The 15348-nt window shown below is 71.4% G+C and carries 14 protein-coding genes; 4 read left to right on the top strand and 10 right to left on the bottom strand.

Annotated elements, in window-relative coordinates; translation table 11 throughout:
• Positions 1-351: 351 nt before the first annotated feature.
• Complete coding sequence (locus AC068Z_RS31805; RefSeq protein WP_478563382.1) at positions 352-633, bottom strand: acylphosphatase; 282 nt, start codon at positions 631-633, stop codon at positions 352-354.
• 187 nt (positions 634-820) lie between these two features.
• On the opposite strand from AC068Z_RS31805, the gene AC068Z_RS31800 reads away from it, so the two are divergent.
• Entirely contained in the window at positions 821-1936 is a 1116-nt protein-coding gene (locus AC068Z_RS31800) for a CAP domain-containing protein (protein WP_478563379.1), read from the top strand.
• A gap of 61 nt (positions 1937-1997) precedes the next feature.
• On the opposite strand, the gene AC068Z_RS31795 is transcribed toward AC068Z_RS31800, so the two are convergent.
• Positions 1998-2588, bottom strand: coding sequence for a flavodoxin family protein (locus tag AC068Z_RS31795; RefSeq protein ID WP_478563376.1), 591 nt, complete (start codon positions 2586-2588; stop codon positions 1998-2000).
• A gap of 116 nt (positions 2589-2704) precedes the next feature.
• Here AC068Z_RS31795 and AC068Z_RS31790 point away from each other — a divergent pair, with 116 nt between their 5' ends.
• Positions 2705-3106 (top strand): winged helix-turn-helix transcriptional regulator, encoded by a 402-nt coding sequence (locus AC068Z_RS31790; protein ID WP_478563373.1) that lies wholly within the window; start codon positions 2705-2707, stop codon positions 3104-3106.
• Here the strand turns inward: AC068Z_RS31790 and mutM are convergent.
• From mutM to recG, 8 genes are all read right to left on the bottom strand, one after another.
• Entirely contained in the window at positions 3079-3939 is an 861-nt protein-coding gene (gene mutM / locus AC068Z_RS31785; protein ID WP_478563370.1) for a bifunctional DNA-formamidopyrimidine glycosylase/DNA-(apurinic or apyrimidinic site) lyase, read from the bottom strand. The two genes, AC068Z_RS31790 and mutM, sit on opposite strands and share 28 nt — an antisense overlap.
• Positions 3940-4052: 113 nt before the next feature.
• On the bottom strand, positions 4053-4853 hold the full coding sequence (gene rnc / locus AC068Z_RS31780) for a ribonuclease III (protein WP_478563367.1): 801 nt from the start codon (positions 4851-4853) through the stop codon (positions 4053-4055).
• Between the two features lie 7 nt (positions 4854-4860).
• Positions 4861-5034 carry a 50S ribosomal protein L32 gene (rpmF, locus tag AC068Z_RS31775; protein ID WP_003951102.1) on the bottom strand — a complete coding sequence of 58 codons (174 nt, stop codon included), beginning with the start codon at positions 5032-5034 and terminating at the stop codon, positions 4861-4863.
• A gap of 2 nt (positions 5035-5036) precedes the next feature.
• Positions 5037-5690: a YceD family protein gene (locus AC068Z_RS31770; protein ID WP_478563364.1), complete on the bottom strand. Its 654-nt coding sequence runs from the start codon at positions 5688-5690 to the stop codon at positions 5037-5039.
• A gap of 132 nt (positions 5691-5822) precedes the next feature.
• On the bottom strand, positions 5823-6869 hold the full coding sequence (locus AC068Z_RS31765; RefSeq protein WP_478563361.1) for an ATP synthase F0 subunit B: 1047 nt from the start codon (positions 6867-6869) through the stop codon (positions 5823-5825).
• Between the two features lie 58 nt (positions 6870-6927).
• Positions 6928-7407 carry a pantetheine-phosphate adenylyltransferase gene (gene coaD / locus AC068Z_RS31760; RefSeq protein ID WP_451721812.1) on the bottom strand — a complete coding sequence of 160 codons (480 nt, stop codon included), beginning with the start codon at positions 7405-7407 and terminating at the stop codon, positions 6928-6930.
• A 26-nt stretch (positions 7408-7433) separates the two neighbouring features.
• A complete protein-coding gene (rsmD, locus tag AC068Z_RS31755; RefSeq protein WP_478563358.1) occupies positions 7434-8021 on the bottom strand; it encodes a 16S rRNA (guanine(966)-N(2))-methyltransferase RsmD in 588 nt (195 codons plus the stop codon).
• A 108-nt stretch (positions 8022-8129) separates the two neighbouring features.
• Positions 8130-10343 (bottom strand): ATP-dependent DNA helicase RecG, encoded by a 2214-nt coding sequence (recG, locus tag AC068Z_RS31750; RefSeq protein ID WP_478563355.1) that lies wholly within the window; start codon positions 10341-10343, stop codon positions 8130-8132.
• Positions 10344-10531: 188 nt separating this feature from the next.
• On the opposite strand from recG, the gene AC068Z_RS31745 reads away from it, so the two are divergent.
• Both AC068Z_RS31745 and AC068Z_RS31740 read left to right on the top strand, forming a co-directional pair.
• Positions 10532-12382 carry an HSP90 family protein gene (locus tag AC068Z_RS31745; protein WP_478563352.1) on the top strand — a complete coding sequence of 617 codons (1851 nt, stop codon included), beginning with the start codon at positions 10532-10534 and terminating at the stop codon, positions 12380-12382.
• On the top strand, positions 12382-15315 hold the full coding sequence (locus AC068Z_RS31740) for a tetratricopeptide repeat protein (RefSeq protein ID WP_478563349.1): 2934 nt from the start codon (positions 12382-12384) through the stop codon (positions 15313-15315). The genes AC068Z_RS31745 and AC068Z_RS31740 overlap by 1 nt, the downstream gene beginning before the upstream one ends.
• Positions 15316-15348: the final 33 nt, after the last annotated feature.

Genomic DNA, 15348 nt, shown 5'->3' with positions numbered 1-15348 from the left:
CCGACCGAAGCGGTGTGGGTCGTGAGGGATTCGCACCCACGGTGCTTGGCACTCTTGAGTTCTTGCTGCCGTTCTTACATGCCAAACAGCTAAGGTGCGCGGGGCTTTCAGCGTCTCACCAAAAAGTTTGACGGTCAACACGATCACGCCCCGTATTGACGGGCATCCCGGGGGCGCGCGGCCGGATCGGCGGCGCTGCGACTCCTGCGGGGCCCTGAGGGCGTGGCGATCATCCTTACGTGCGGAGCCTGCCAGCGCAAGCGTTTCTCGGCAACCACCTGCTCCTTTCTGTCCCGGGCAGGTGCCGGTGGCAGAATCCACGGCTTCGGCGGGGACGGCCGGCGCCCGTGATCACCGGATGGCGAAGCCGTCGTATCCCCCGCGAGGTGTGTCCCAGATCTCGGTGACGCCGTCGACGCGCCCGGGCGTGTCGTCACCCTCGAGCCAGTCGAGCAGTCCCTCACAACCCGTGCGGGGGCCTTCGGCGACCACCTGGACCCGTCCGTCGTCCAAATTGAGAGCAAAACCACTCAGCCCGCCGATCTCGAGTGCCTTGGCACGCGTGAACCAGCGGAAACCCACACCTTGGACACGTCCCCGCACCCAGGCAACCAGCCGAACATCCTCGCTCATGAGTGCAACCTAACCGCCCAATGTCCCACTGGGCACTTCCACACCCGGCGTCATGCGGTACCGTCCCGACCCAATGAATCTCATATGAAACCCACTTGATCGAATCTTCACCCGATCTAGCGAGTTTCGGTGATCTTTGGTTGATCGCTAAGGACGAGTCGACCGCACGGACGAGGAAGGCCAGGACATGGGACGCCACCGACGCTCCGCCGCCGGCCGCGCCGCCACGGGCCGCGCCACGGGGGTCAATCACACGGACGGTTCCTCTGCGAGGAGCCACGACCCGCTGCACTCGTACCCGGAGCCGGGCCCGGACGGGGCGGTGGGCATCGCCCCCTATCTCCACCAGGACGCCTACGCCGGCGCCTACGGCCAGACCGAGGCCTATCTCTTCTCGCCCGAGGACGACCGGTTCACCGACACCGCGGTCTTCGCGAGCGAGGGCTTCGCGAGCGACGGCTTCACGCCCGAGGACGGCCCCCGGGGCGAGCGCCCGAACCGCCGCAAGAAGAAGAAGGCCGTCACGCCGGTGCGCACCGGTCTGCTCGGCGTCTCCGCCGCGGTGGCCATCGGCACCGTCGCGGTCGCCACCGGCGTACTGCCCGGCGGCGACAACTACACCCTCGGCGGCGGCAGCGGCGACACGGTCCAGTCCGCCGACTCCCCGACCAGCACGCCGAGCGAGCAGGGCGGCACCTCCGGCAGCGCCGAGAGCCGGGAGGACGAGAGCACGCCGGCCAGCCGGGACCAGGAGCGGTCCGCCTCTCCGTCGGCCGCGCCGACGAAGACCGCCTCGGCCACGCCGACCAAGGCCCCGACGAAGGAGCCGAAGGCCACGCCGAGCAAGAAGCCGAAGGCCACGCCGTCGAAGACCGCCACCAAGGAGCCGGCGGCGCCGACCGAGGCTCCGGCGAAGCTCTCGGAGGAGGCCGCCGCCGCTGCCCAGGTGCTCAAGCTCGTCAACGAGGAGCGGGCGAAGGTCGGCTGCAGCCCGGTCGCCGCGAACAGCGCGCTGTCCGATCTGGCCCAGGCCTTCAGCGAGGACATGGCCGCGCGGGGCTTCTTCGACCACACCGACCCGGACGGCGCGAGCCCCTGGGACCGTGCCGCCAAGGCGGGCATCACCGACCTCGGCGGCGAGAACATCGCCCGGGGCCAGGCCGACGCGGCCGCGGTGATGGACGCCTGGATGAACAGCCCCGGCCACAAGGCCAACATCCTGAACTGCGACTTCAAGACGCTGGGCGTCGGCGTCCACATGGGGTCCGGCGGACCCTGGTGGACGCAGAACTTCGGCTACTAGACGCACGTACACGTGAGGGCTCCCATCCGGTGACCGGGTGGGAGCCCTCACGTGTGTTCGGCTACGCGGCGGCGGCGGTCCGGCCCCGCGCGAACGCCCGGGCGGTCTCCGTGACCCGGCGCCCCAGGTGCTCGGCGGTCGCCACGTCCGCCTTGTGGACGGCGTCCGGGCCCTCGTCGACGTTGGTCGCCGCGGCCGCGCCCGCGAAGACGCCGAGCCGGTTGAGGTCGTGCTCGGAGCCCTCGCTGTTGTTCCAGCCCGGGTGCAGGCCGAGGTTGATCCAGTGCATGCCGTGCTGCGCGGCGAGGATCTGGAAGAACTGCAGGGTGTGCAGCTTGTCGCCGCTCTTGGAGCCGGAGTTGGTGAAGCCGGCGGCCAGCTTGTCCTTCCAGTCCTGGCCGAACCAGCGCTTGGAGGTGGCCTCGGCGAAGACGTGGAAGGGGCCGGACGCGGTGCCCATGTAGGTGGGCGAGCCGAACACGATGGCGTCGGAGCCGTCGAGGACCGCCCACTGCTCGTCGGTGATCTCGGCGACGTTGATCAGATGCACCTCGGCCCCGGCCTCGGCGGCACCGGAGCGTACGGCCTCGGCGAGGACTGCGGTGTGGCCGTAGCCGGAGTGGTAGGCGATGGAGACAACGGGGGTGGTCACGATGAGCGCTCCTGGAATGGGCAAGTGGGCAGGTCACTGACGATGCCGAAATGAAAGCACTAACTTTTAGTTAGTGCAACCCGCTGGTTAGCGCTGTGCTGGAGTACGCTTCAGGGATGGACATCACTCAGGAGCGCACGGCGGACAGGGACCTGCCGTACAACGTGTTCGCGAAGGCCTGCCCCTCGCGCGGCACGCTGGAGCATGTGACGGGTCGCTGGGGCGCGCTCACGCTCGGTGCCCTGCACGAGGGCTCGCTGCGCTTCAACGAACTGCGCCGGAGGATCGACGGCGTGAGCGAGAAGATGCTGTCCCAGACCCTGCACGCGCTGGAGCGCGACGGCCTGGTGCACCGCGACGCGCAGCCCACCAACCCGCCGCGCGTGGACTACGAACTGACGCCGCTGGGCCATGACGTGGCCGAGCGGCTGCTGGGCCTGATCCACCTGGTGGAGGGCCGGATGGACGACGTGCTCGCGGCGCGTGCGCGTTACGACGAGACGCGCGGCGGCCTCTGACACTTCGGGCAGAAGTAGCTCGACCGGTTCATCCACGGGCGCCGGCGCATCGGCGTACCGCACCGCTTGCACGGCAGGTCCGCACGGCCGTACGCGTCCAGGGACCGGTCGAAGTAGCCCGACTCGCCGTTCACGTTCACGTACAGGCTGTCGAAGCTGGTGCCGCCCACCGCGAGGGCCGCGTTCATCACATCCCGTACGTGGCCCAGGAGTTCGAGGCTGCGCGGGCGGGTGAAGGTCGAAGTCGGCCGGTCGTAGTGCAGCCGGGAGCGCCAAAGGGCCTCGTCCGCGTAGATGTTGCCGACGCCGGAGATCAACGACTGGTCGAGCAGGGCCCGTTTGATGGTGGTGCGCTTGCGGCGCAGGGCCTGGTGGAACGCCTCGTCGTCGAAGAGCGGGTCGAGCGGATCACGGGCGATGTGCGCGATGACGTCGGGCAGCCCGTCCAGGGTGTTGTCGTGCAACGACAGTCCACCGAAGGTGCGTTGGTCGACGAAGCGGAGTTCGGTGCCGAGCGAGTCGGCGAACCGGATCCGGATCCTGAGGTGCTTCTCCGCCGGTGCCTCGTGCGGCTGGACGAGGAGCTGGCCGCTCATGCCGAGGTGGGCCAGGACCGACTGGTTGGTGTCCTCCAGCGGCAGCCACAGATACTTGCCGCGCCGGCTCGGGACGCCGATGCGGTGCCCCTTCAGCCGGTGCGCGAAGTCGTCGGCGCCGGCGACGTGCCGCCGTACCGCGCGCGGATGCAGTACCTCGGCGTCGGCGACGGCCCGGTGGGCGACCCACCGCTCCAGACCGCGCCGGACGACCTCGACCTCGGGCAACTCGGGCATGGGATCCCCCGTACGAGCCGGTGTACGACCCGAGCGCCCGCCCCGGTTCCGGGTACGGGCGCTCGCGCCGACGATCTCTCAGAGGCGAAGGCGGAGGCCTCGGCCGATGTCTCTCAGGCGGAGGCGGATGCCTCGTCGGCGTCCACCGTGGCGGCTTCGGCGGCCGCCTTCTTGGCGCGCTCGTCCGCCGCGGCCCTGATGGACCGCCACGCGGATTCCGCGGCCTGCTGCTCCGCCTCCTTCTTGCTGCGGCCGGTGCCGGTGCCGTACGAGACGCCTCCGACGCGGGCGGCAGCAGTGAAGGTCTTCTCGTGGTCGGGGCCGGTCTCCGTGACCAGGTACTCGGGCACGCCGAGCCCCTCGGTCGCGGTGAGCTCCTGGAGACTGGTCTTCCAGTCCAGGCCGGCTCCGAGATTCGAGGACTTCTCGATCAGGGGGTCGAACAAGCGGTGCACCAGCTCCGCCGCCGATTCCAGACCCTGGTCGAGATAGACCGCGCCGATCACCGCTTCCAGGGTGTCGGCGAGAATGGACGCCTTGTCCCGGCCGCCCGTGCCCTCTTCACCGCGGCCGAGCCGGATGAAGGAACCCAGGTCGAGCCCGCGGCCGACCTCCGCCAGCGCACGCGAGTTGACCACCGCGGCCCGCAACTTGGCCAGCTGGCCTTCGGGCAGGTCGGGGTGGGTTCGGTACAGCGTGTCGGTGACGACGAGACCGAGCACGGAGTCCCCGAGGAACTCAAGGCGCTCGTTCGTCGGCAGACCGCCGTTCTCGTACGCGTACGACCGATGGGTCAGCGCACGCACCAGAAGGGCGGACTCGAGCTTGTACCCGAGCCGCCCTTCCAACAGCGTGTGGGACGAGGCTGTGTTGTCCGCAGCGTTCTTCTTAGGCGTGGACACAGTGCCTCTCACCAGCCGCTCAGACCTCGAGGACCTGGCGCTTGTTGTAGGTGCCGCAAGACGGGCACGCGATGTGCTGCTGCTTGGGCTCGTGGCAGCGCTCGCACGCAACCAGGGTGGGGACCGCAGCCTTCCACTGCGACCGGCGGTGGCGCGTGTTGCTGCGCGACATCTTCCGCTTCGGAACAGCCACGGCTACTTCTCCTGCTTCTCGTCGACGTGCGCTGATGGAAGCGCGCCGCCGCTCATCTCGTCCTTCTCGCCGTCTTCGAGTGAACCGGCGAGTCCCTGCAGTGCCGCCCAACGGATGTCGACGGCGTCATGGTGGTGGTCCGGGTCGTCCGCCAGCCGGGCTCCGCACTCGGAGCACAGGCCGGGACAGTCGTCCTGGCACACCGGCTGCATGGGCAGTGCGAGCACTACCGCGTCACGCAGCACGGGTTCGAGGTCGAACAGGCCGTCCTCGAGAAAGAGCCTGTCCTCGTCGTCCTCGACGTCGTCGTCGGGCTCCGCCTTCGGGCGGCCCCGCTCATCGGCGTCAGGGTACGAGAACATCTCCTGGAAGTCCGCTTCGAGGTCGAGCTGAAGCGGCTCCAGACACCTTACGCACTCCCCCTTGGCCAGTGCACGGGCGGTGCCTGTGACAAGCACCCCTTCCATGACCGACTCGAGCCGGAGTTCGAGCTCCACCGGGGCGCCCTCCGGCACTCCGATGACGTCCTGCAGACCGAGGTCCTTGGGCGCGTCGATCGTGCGGGTCAGGCGCTGGAGCGCGCCAGGACGCCGCCCCAGCTCGTGTGTGTCGAACACGAGCGGGTTGCGGTGGTCGAGGCGGGCGTTCAGAGCCATTCCTGCTTTCGATCTTCTGAGCTCAGAGGGACGCTGCCCTCGGTGTCGCCGGGCAGCGCTGATCGCGGACGTACGCGCGACCGAACAGCCAGGATACTGGACCTTTCGCCGTCAGCCCAATCCGGCTGTCCCTCACTGGCCGCGCCCCTGCTCGTAGGCCCGCAGCTGCTCGGCGCTGATCATGCTGGTGTCGAAGAGGCTGGTCTCGTCGAGGGCGTAGCCCTGCTGAGGCTGCTGGGCCCCATGGGCCTGCTGGGGAACCTGCTGCGGGTCGTACGCCGGCTGCTGGGCGTCGTAGCCCTGGTAGGCGTACGGATCGGCCTGCTGGTAGCCGTACGGGTCCTGCTGGGCGTAGGCCGGCTGCTGGTAGCCGCCGTAGGTGTCGTACGCCGGCTGCTGCGGGGCGTACTCCGGCTGCTCGGGCTGGTGCGGTACGGCGGGGGCGGCGGGGGTCTCTCGCTCGGCGAGGGCGGCCAGGTCGGCGAGGTAGTCGGCGTCGCTGGAGTGCTGGACGGTGCTGAGGTCGTCGGCGAGGGCCCCGAGGTCGTCGCTGGCGATCCGGCCGTGCAGCTTCTGGCGACCGCGGCCGACCGCCTCGAGGGTCTTGGCGAGGACGGCCTCGAAGGCGCCGAGCTTGACGTCGACGTACTCGTCGGCGGTACGGCGCAGGGTCTCCGGGTCGTGGCTGCGCTCGGGGGCGTCCTCGTCCTCGTAGCCCTGCTCGTCGACGCCCGGTCCGGTGCCGAGGAGCTTCTCGCGGCCCCGGCCGACCGAGCCGAGGGTCTTGGTGAGGACGACCTCGAAGTTGGCGAGCTTGGAGTCGACGTAGTCGTCGGCCTCCGCGCGGATGTCCTCGGCGTCCTTGCGGGCCTCGGCGAGGATCCGGTCGGCCTCGGCCTGGGAGCGGCGGGCGACCTCCGTGTCGGAGATCAGCGAGCCCCGCTCGGCGTGCGCGGTGCGGACGATCCGCTCGGCCTCCTGGCGGGCCTGCTCGACCATCTGCTCACGGTCGCCGATCAGCTCCTGGGCCTGCGCGAGAGAGCCGGGCAGGGCCTGGCGGACCTCGTCGAGCAGCGAGAGCAGCTCGGCGCGGTTGACCACGCACGAGGCCGACATCGGCATCGACCGGGCACTGGAGACCGCCGCGACGATCTCGTCGAGCTTCTTCTGCACGTCCACCGTGTGCTCGCCACTCTCTACAGCTGTGTTGGAGACGGACGGGACGACTGTAGCCCCATCAGTCCTTGCGCAGCCGCTCGTTCAGGGCTTCCAGCACGGCGGGCGGCACCAGGTGCGAGACGTCGCCGCCCCAGGTCGCGACCTCCTTGACGAGCGAGGAGGACAGGAAGCTGTAGGTCGGGTTGGTGGGCACGAAGAGGGTCTCGACGCCCGAGAGCCCGTTGTTCATCTGGGCCATCTGCAGCTCGTAGTCGAAGTCGCTGACCGCGCGCAGGCCCTTGACGATCGCGGGGATGTCGCGCTGCTTGCAGAAGTCGACGAGGAGCCCGTGGAAGGCCTCGACCCGGACGTTCCCGTACTCGGCGGTGACGCGGCGGATCAGTTCGAGCCGTTCCTCGACCTCGAACAGGCCCTTCTTCGACTGGTTGATCATCACCGCGACGTACACCTCGTCGTACAGCCTGGAGGCGCGGGCGATGATGTCGAGGTGTCCGTTGGTGATGGGGTCGAACGACCCGGGACAGACGGCACGGCGCACTTGAGGTCCCTCGCTCTCCGGTCCGGTCATCGTGCGTCTTCGCACGTTGAGGCGGCGCGACCGTACCAAAACGTTCCCTCGCCGTAGCGACGGGCCCGGATCGCTTCGAAACCGTCCGGCCACCGGAATTCGCCACCTCTGGTGCTGCGCTCCACGGTGACGAGCGCGTCGTTCGCGAGCCAGCCCTCCGAGCGGAGTGTGAGGAGAATCTCCCGAAGATCGTCGTCCGTGACGGCGTACGGGGGGTCCAGGAAGACGATGTCGTACGGCTGTGGCGGCGCCGGAGTCTGGATGATCTGTTCGGCTTTGCCCGCCCTGACTTCGGCGCCGGGGAGGCCGAGGTTCTTGACGTTCTCGCGGATCACGCGGGCGGCTCTCGCGTCCGCCTCCACCAAGAGGGCATGGCCCGCGCCCCTGGACAGGGCCTCCAGGCCCACGGCGCCCGATCCCGCGTAGAGGTCGAGGACGCGTTCGCCTTCCAGGGGGGCACCGAGGAGGGATTGCCAGGTGGAGAACAGTCCTTCTCTGGCTCGGTCTGAGGTGGGTCGGGTTCCGTTTCCCGGCGGGACGGCTAGGCGACGGCCGCCGGCTGCGCCGGCGATCACGCGGGTCATCTTGGGTCCTTGGTCGTGGTCGGCTTCAGGTTCATTGTGGCTGGTCGCGCCCGCACGGCGGTAGCCGCACATGGAGTACGGCCCCGCGCCCCTGAGGTGGGTTGGGCCTCACCCCTTCTCCAGGTACTGCTCTCTTTCCTCGTCCAGGAGGGCGTCCAGGGCTGTGCGCAGTCCGGGCAGTTCCGTCAGCTCCGGATCCGCTGCCACCACTGCCGTCGCCTCCTCCCTCGCCTCCGCGATGATCTCCTCGTCCTCGATGACGGCGAGCATCCTGAGGCTGGTGCGGGCGCCGGACTGGGCCTGGCCGAGGACGTCGCCCTCGCGGCGCTGTTCGAGGTCGATGCGGGAGAGTTCGAACCCGTCGAGGGTGGCGGCCACGGCGTTCAGGCGCTGGCGGGCGGCGCTCGCCTCGGGCATCTCGGTGACCAGGAGGCAGAGGCCGGGGGCCGAGCCTCGGCCGACGCGGCCGCGCAACTGGTGGAGCTGGGAGACGCCGAAGCGGTCGGCGTCCATGATCACCATGGCGGTGGCGTTGGGGACGTTGACGCCGACCTCGATGACGGTCGTGGCGACCAGGACACCGGTCTCGCCCGCGGCGAAGCGGCGCATGACGGCGTCCTTGTCGTCGGGGTGCATCCGTCCGTGCAGGACCTCGACCTTCAGGCCCTGGAGGGGGCCCTTGGCGAGCTGGTCCGCCACTTCGAGCACGGCGAGCGGCGGGCGCTTCTCCGCCTCGTCCTCGGGTGACTTGCGGGCCTTCTTGGGGTCGTCCTCCTCGTCGCCGATACGGGGGCAGACGACGTAGGCCTGATGGCCGTTCTCGACCTCCTCGCGGACGCGCTCCCACGCACGGGTGAGGAAGTGGGGTTTGTCGGCGGCCGGGACGACATGGCTGGCGATCGGCGAGCGGCCGGCCGGGAGCTGGTCGAGGACCGAGGTCTCCAGGTCGCCGAAGACCGTCATCGCGACCGTGCGCGGGATGGGCGTGGCGGTCATGACCAGGAGGTGCGGGGGCTGTTTGCCCTTGCCGCGCAGGGCGTCGCGCTGTTCGACGCCGAAGCGGTGCTGTTCGTCGACGACGACCAGGCCCAGATCGTGGAACTGCACCTTGTCCTCGATCAGCGCGTGGGTGCCGATGACGATGCCGGCCTCGCCGGTGACGAGGTCGAGCAGTGCCTGACGGCGGGCGGCCGCCCCCATGGAACCGGTCAGCAGCACCACCTTCGTGGCCTGCTCCGCGCCGCCGAGCATCCCGCCCTCGGCCAGCTCGCCCATCATCTCGACGACGGAGCGGTGGTGCTGCTGGGCGAGCACTTCGGTGGGCGCGAGCATGGCCGCCTGACCGCCCGCGTCCACGACGGCGAGCATGGCGCGCAGGGCCACCATGGTCTTCCCGGATCCGACCTCGCCCTGCAGCAGCCGGTGCATCGGGTGTTCGGTCGACAGGTCGGCGAAGATCTCCGCGGAGACTCGCTGCTGGCCCTCGGTGAGGGTGAAGGGCAGGCGGTCGTCGAAGGCGGTGAGGAGGCCGGCCGGCTTCGGTCGGCGGGCCACCGCGGGGAGTTGGGCGTCGGCGCGCTGGCGGCGGGCGAGGGCCACCTGGAGGACGAAGGCCTCGTCCCACTTCAGGCGGGAGCGGGCGTCCTCGATGTCGGCCTTGGTGTGCGGGCGGTGGATCTTCAGCAGCGCCTCGGGGAGGGGGACCAGGCCCCGGCCCGCCCGCAGGCTCTCCGGCAGCGGGTCGACCGCGTCCTGGGCGGCCGGCAGGACCGTCTGGATCGCCTTGCCGATCTTCCAGGACTCCAGCTTCGCGGTGGCGGGGTAGAGCGGGATGAGGGCGCCGGCCCAGGTCTCGACCGTCTCCTCGCCGTCGCCGCGCAGCAGTTCGTAGGCCGGGTGGGCCAGCTGGAGGCGGCGGTTGAAGACGGAGACCTTGCCCGCGAACATCGCGCGGGTGCCCGGCAGCAGCTCCTTGTGGGGCTTGTGAACGCCGTTGCCGAAGAAGACCAGTTGGAGCCGGCCGCTGCCGTCGGTGATCGTGACTTCCAGGCGCTGGCCCTTGCCGCGCGGGGCCTTGGCGGAGGCGAAGGAGTGCAGCCGGGCGTCGGCGACCTGGGCGACCACCGTGACGTGCTCGTCCATGGGGAGGTCGGCGAGGTGGGTGAGCTGGCCGCGCTCCTCGTATCTGCGCGGGTAGTGGTGCAGGAGGTCGCCGACGGTGTGCAGGCCGAGGTGCTCGGCCATCACCTTCGCGGTGGCGGGGCCGAGCACCGACTTCAGTGGCTGCTGGAGGGGTTCTTGCAGTGCGGGCACGAGATCCATTGCACACCACGGCACTGACAATGCGGCGCCGGTCCTGGTCACGGCTCTGCCAAACGTCCCAGAATCCCCTGGTCAGGCGGCCGTTTGGGGCCTTAGGATGACGCGCCTCCGGCCATCCCTCGCGGTCACCGCCTCACCGGGACCGCCCGACCCCGCGCCGACCCACGTCCCCCACCGGCGCTGCGACGATGGACTCCCAGACCTCACAGTCATCCCAGCCGTCCCAGGATCCCCAGTCACCTCATACGTTCCAGGTCGACCTGCGCGGTCTGGTGGACCTGCTCTCCCATCACCTCTACTCCAGTCCCAAGGTCTATCTGCGCGAGCTGCTGCAGAACGCCGTTGACGCCATCACCGCCCGGCGGGCCGAGCAGCCGGACGCCCCGGCGCGGGTACGGCTGTACGCGCAGGGCGGCGGGCTGCGGGTGGAGGACTCCGGCATCGGCCTGACCGAGTCCGACGTGCACAGCCTCCTGGCGACGATCGGCCGCAGCTCCAAGCGGGCGGACGGTCTGCAGGCGGACGGTCTGCAGGCGGCCCGCTCGGACTTCCTCGGCCAGTTCGGCATCGGTCTGCTGGCCTGTTTCGTGGTCGCCGAGCGGATCCGGGTGGTCAGCCGCAGCGCCCGTACGCCGGACGCGCCGCCGGTGGAGTGGACGGCGGCGGACGACGGTTCGTACACCGTGCGGACGCTGCCGGACGCGGAGCGCCCGGAGCCGGGCACCACCGTGCATCTGGTGGCGCGCGCCGGTGCCGGGGAGTGGCTGGAGCGGGAGCGGGTGCTCGCGCTGGCCCGGGACTTCGGCTCGCTGCTGCCGTACGACGTCCGGGTGGGCGAGGAGGAGGTCACCGATCTGCCGGCGCCCTGGGACCGGGCGTACCCCTCCCCCGCCAACCGGCGGGTGGCGCTGGCCCGGCACTGTCACGACCTGTTCGGGTTCACTCCGCTGGACTCGATCGGGCTGAACGTTCCGCTGGCCGGGATCCGCGGGGTGGCGTACGTGCTGCCGTCCGCGGTCAGCCCGGCCCAGCGCGCGGGGCACCGGGTGCACCTGAAGGGCATGCTGCTGACCGAGCGGGCCGAACAGCTGCTGCCGGACTGGGCGTTCTTCGTGCGCTGTGTGCTGGACACGGACAGTCTGCGGCCCACGGCCTCGCGCGAGTCGCTGTACGAGGACGAGACGCTGGCGGCCGTACGGGAGGCACTCGGCGAAAGGATTCGGTCCTGGCTGACCGGGCTCGCCGCGGGTGATCCGGAACGGCTCGCGGCCTTCCTGTCCGTGCACCACCTGGGCGTGAAGTCCCTCGCGCGGCACGACACGGAGATGCTGCGCACGATGCTGCCGTGGCTGCCGTTCGAGACGACCGACGGGCGGCTGTCGCTGGAGGAGTTCGCGCAGCGGCACCCGGTCGTGCACTTCACACGGACCGTCGAGGAGTACCGGCAGGTCGCGCCGATCGCCTCCGCGCAGGGCATCGGGGTGATCAACGGCGGTTACACCTACGACAGCGAGCTGGTCGAGGCGCTGCCGTCCGTGCGGCCGGGGACGGTCGTCGCCGAGCTGGACGCGGACACCGTGACCGCGCATCTGGACGCGGTCGACCCGGCCGAGGAGCTGGCGCTGTCCGGCTTCCTGGCGGCGGCGCGGGCCAGGCTCGACCCGCTGGGCTGCGACGTGGTGCTGCGGGCCTTCCATCCGCTGTCCGTGCCCGCGCTGCACCTGGACGACCGCGCGGCCCGGCACGAGCAGGCACGGGCCGACGCCGAGGAGCGGGCGGACGACCTGTGGGCGGGCATCCTGGGCTCGCTGCGCGGCAGCGCCCCCCGCGCGCGGCTGGTGCTCAACCATCTCAACCCGCTGATCCGCAGGATCAGTTCCCTGGGCGACGCGGAGCTGATCGGCACCGCCACCGAGTCGCTGTACGGACAGGCCCTGCTGATGGCGCAGCGGCCGCTCAGGCCCGCGGACTCGGCGCTGCTGAACCGGGCCTTCATCGGCCTTCTGGAGTGGGCCACGAACGGCGAGGAGGGTCGCTGATGACCGGGATCGAGGGGACCGCGGCCTTCGACGCGCTGCGCCTGGCGATGGCGGAGAACGCCGAGCAGCCGGAGGGCCCGGCCCGCAACGCCCGCGCGGAGCACCTGCTCGCCGAGGCGGAGAAGCTGAACATCCCGCTCGCCGTGATCGAGGCGCTCGGGCACCAGCTGACCGTCTACAACTACAGCTCCGAGAAGGACAAGATGTTCGTCCCCTTCGCGCGGCTGCTGCGCATGTGGGACGAGCGGCCCGAGGACTTCGACGAGTACGAGGCGCACTCCCTGCACTGGGTGTTCAAGTGGATGACGTCCGGCATGCTCGACCAGCCGCACGTCCCGCTGGCCTCCATAGAGAAGTGGCTCGGCGAGATGGAGCACCGCTACCGGCTCGCCGGCCACTCCGAACGGGCCGTGCGCAGCAGCGAGTTCAGCGTGGCCGCGCACATCGGGGACGTCGAGCGGGCCGAGCGGGCGTACGGCGCCTGGCTGGCCGCCGACCGGGACTCCATGGCCGACTGTCACGCCTGTGAGCTGCACGGGCAGGGCTGGTGGCAGGCGGAGCGGGGCCGGGACGAGCGGGCGCTGGAGCTGTGGGCGCCGGTCCTGGAGGGCGAGTTCACGTGCGCCCACGAACCGCACACGGCGCTCGCCTCCTCGCTGGCGTCCCTGCTGCGGCTGGGCCGCGTGGACGAGGCACGCGCCCACCACCTGCGGGGCTTCCGGCTCGTACGGCCCATGGAGAGCATGCGCGGGGCGTACGCGGACCACGTGGAGTTCTGCGCGCTGACCGGCAACGAGGCGCGCGGCCTGGAGCTGCTCGCGGAGCGGCCTGCGTACTTCACCGACACCGGGCACCCACGCAGCAGGCTGGAGTTCCTGTCCGTGGTGGCGCTGCTCATGGAGCGGCTGACGGGTCTCGGGCTCGGCGGACAGCGGGTGCCGGGTCCCGCGGGCCGGTCCTGGACGGCACGCGAACTGGCCGCCCACGCGCGTGCGGAGGCCCTCGAACTGGCCGGACGGTTCGACCTGCGCAACGGCACGTCCCACATCAGCGAGTCGGCACGCGCGCGTATGGCGCAGGAACCGCTGGTGGACCGGCTGCCGCTCGGCGTGCGTTCGACGCGGCCCACAGTGGCTCCCGCCGCTGTTCCGGTGCCGGAGGTTCCGGCGCAGGATGAGCCCGTGGAGGCGGAACTGCCGACCCTGCTGGCCGAGGCCCGGCGGCTGTCGGACACCTTGCAGCCGAAGGCCGTGGAGGCCTGGGCCGCGGTGGCGCGGGCCGCCGAGGGCGTGGAGCTGGACGCGCGGGACCGGGCGGAGATCACCGATCACCGGGCGATGGACCTCGGCCCCGAGGGCGCCGAGCTGTTCGAGCGGGCCGCCGAGCTGTACGCCGAGGCGGGCGACCCGGGCGAGGCGCTGGCGGCACGCACGCGTGCGGCGTACGTCCGGGCGCTCAGCGGCCGTCTGGAGGAGGCGCTCGCCCAGGTCGCCGAGCCCTACGACCGGGTGCTGGCGCTGTACGCCGAGGAGGGCACGGGGCTGCGGCAGACGGCCGCGGTGCTGATGGGACGCGCGCGGGTGCTGATGCGGCAGGTCCACGAGGCCGACGAGCCGGTGGACCCGGCGGTGGCGGGCGCCGCGGAGGCGGCCGCGCGGGAGGTGCGCGCACTCGTGGAGGGGCGCACCGGGGACGACGTACGGCTGGCCTCGCGGGCCGCCGAGGCGCAGGCGATGCTCGCGGAGCTGGCGGCATTGTCGGGGGACGTGGAAGCGGCGGCGGGGCTGTTCGCGCGGGCCGCGGCGGGCTTCGTCGAGGCGGGTCTGCCGTGGTTCGCGGTGGAGTACGAGGCCCGGCTGGCCGGACTCGCCCATCATCTCGGCGACATGGCGGAGGCGGAGCGGGCGCTGCGGGCGGCCCTGGAGCACGGCGGGCCGCATCTGGAGCCGCCGGGCCGGGCTCAGCTGCACCTCCAGCTCGCCGAGGTCCTCGGCGGCCGGGGCCGCTCGGAGGAGGCCGCCGAGCACGCCCTGGAGGCGGCGCACTGGGCCGACGAGGCGGGCGAGGGACCGACGCTGGGCGCCTGGGCGCGGCACCAGCTCGGCGGGTTCCTGCTGCGGCAGGGGCGCTGGGCGGAGGCCGCCGAGGTGCTGGAGTCGGCGCTGCCCGACCTGTCCGCCGAGACGCACGGCGACGGCGCGGTCGTACAGACGCAGTGGTGGCTCGGCGACTGTCTGAGCGAGCTGGGCGAGCACCGGGAGGCGGCCGAGCGGCGGCTCCAGGCGGCCGAGATCGCCCGGCACTGGCCCGAGCAGCACGACCACGCCACGCTGGCCCATCTCGCCGCCGAGTCCCTCGGTCAGGCGGGGCTCCACGAGGAGGCGGACCGGGCCTACGCCCGCGCGGGGGACTTGTGGCGGGAGCTGGGCAACGTCCACGGTCTCGTCCGCTCCCTGCGCGCCCGCGCGTGGCTGGCGCTGCGCGTCGAGGACGGCGCGGACGAGGCGCGGGAGCTGATGGCGGCCGCGGTCCGGGAGTGCGAGGCGGCGCTGGACGCGGCGCCCGACGAGGAGACGCGGACCCGGCTCACCGCCGAGCTGGGCCACACCCACCGCCAGTTCGGCGACCTGCTCGCCCGTTCCGCGGCCGAGGACGCCGCGGACGAGTCGATCCGGGCCGCCCTGGACGACGCGCTGGCCCGGATGACCCGGGCGGTCACGGTGTTCGCCGAACTCGGGGACGAGGGCCTCCACGCCCGCACCGGCGCCGAGCTGGCCGCGGGCTGGCTGGCCGCGGACCTGGGCCGCCCGGCGGAGGCGGCGGCACGCGCGCGTGCGGTGCTGGCGGCGTACGCGGACGCCGACGAGGACGACCCGGCGGCACAGGAGCGACGGGCGGAGGCGGAACAGCTGCTCCAGGCCGAAGAGGACTGAGCCTCCCGGGGCCGAATGCCAGGACTGAGCCCC

This window comes from Streptomyces sp. NPDC043726 (assembly GCF_056436565.1).
Note: the sequence above shows the minus strand (reverse complement) of the source record. Positions and strands in the feature narration are given on the sequence as shown.

Coding starts and splice junctions, on each gene's coding strand:
- AC068Z_RS31805 (WP_478563382.1), bottom strand. CDS start 633: ATGAGCGAGGATGTTCGGCTGGTTGCCTGGGTGCGGGGACGTGTCCAA.
- AC068Z_RS31800 (WP_478563379.1), top strand. CDS start 821: ATGGGACGCCACCGACGCTCCGCCGCCGGCCGCGCCGCCACGGGCCGC.
- AC068Z_RS31790 (WP_478563373.1), top strand. CDS start 2,705: ATGGACATCACTCAGGAGCGCACGGCGGACAGGGACCTGCCGTACAAC.
- mutM (WP_478563370.1), bottom strand. CDS start 3,939: ATGCCCGAGTTGCCCGAGGTCGAGGTCGTCCGGCGCGGTCTGGAGCGG.
- AC068Z_RS31770 (WP_478563364.1), bottom strand. CDS start 5,690: ATGGCTCTGAACGCCCGCCTCGACCACCGCAACCCGCTCGTGTTCGAC.
- rsmD (WP_478563358.1), bottom strand. CDS start 8,021: ATGACCCGCGTGATCGCCGGCGCAGCCGGCGGCCGTCGCCTAGCCGTC.
- recG (WP_478563355.1), bottom strand. CDS start 10,343: ATGGATCTCGTGCCCGCACTGCAAGAACCCCTCCAGCAGCCACTGAAG.
- AC068Z_RS31745 (WP_478563352.1), top strand. CDS start 10,532: ATGGACTCCCAGACCTCACAGTCATCCCAGCCGTCCCAGGATCCCCAG.
- AC068Z_RS31740 (WP_478563349.1), top strand. CDS start 12,382: ATGACCGGGATCGAGGGGACCGCGGCCTTCGACGCGCTGCGCCTGGCG.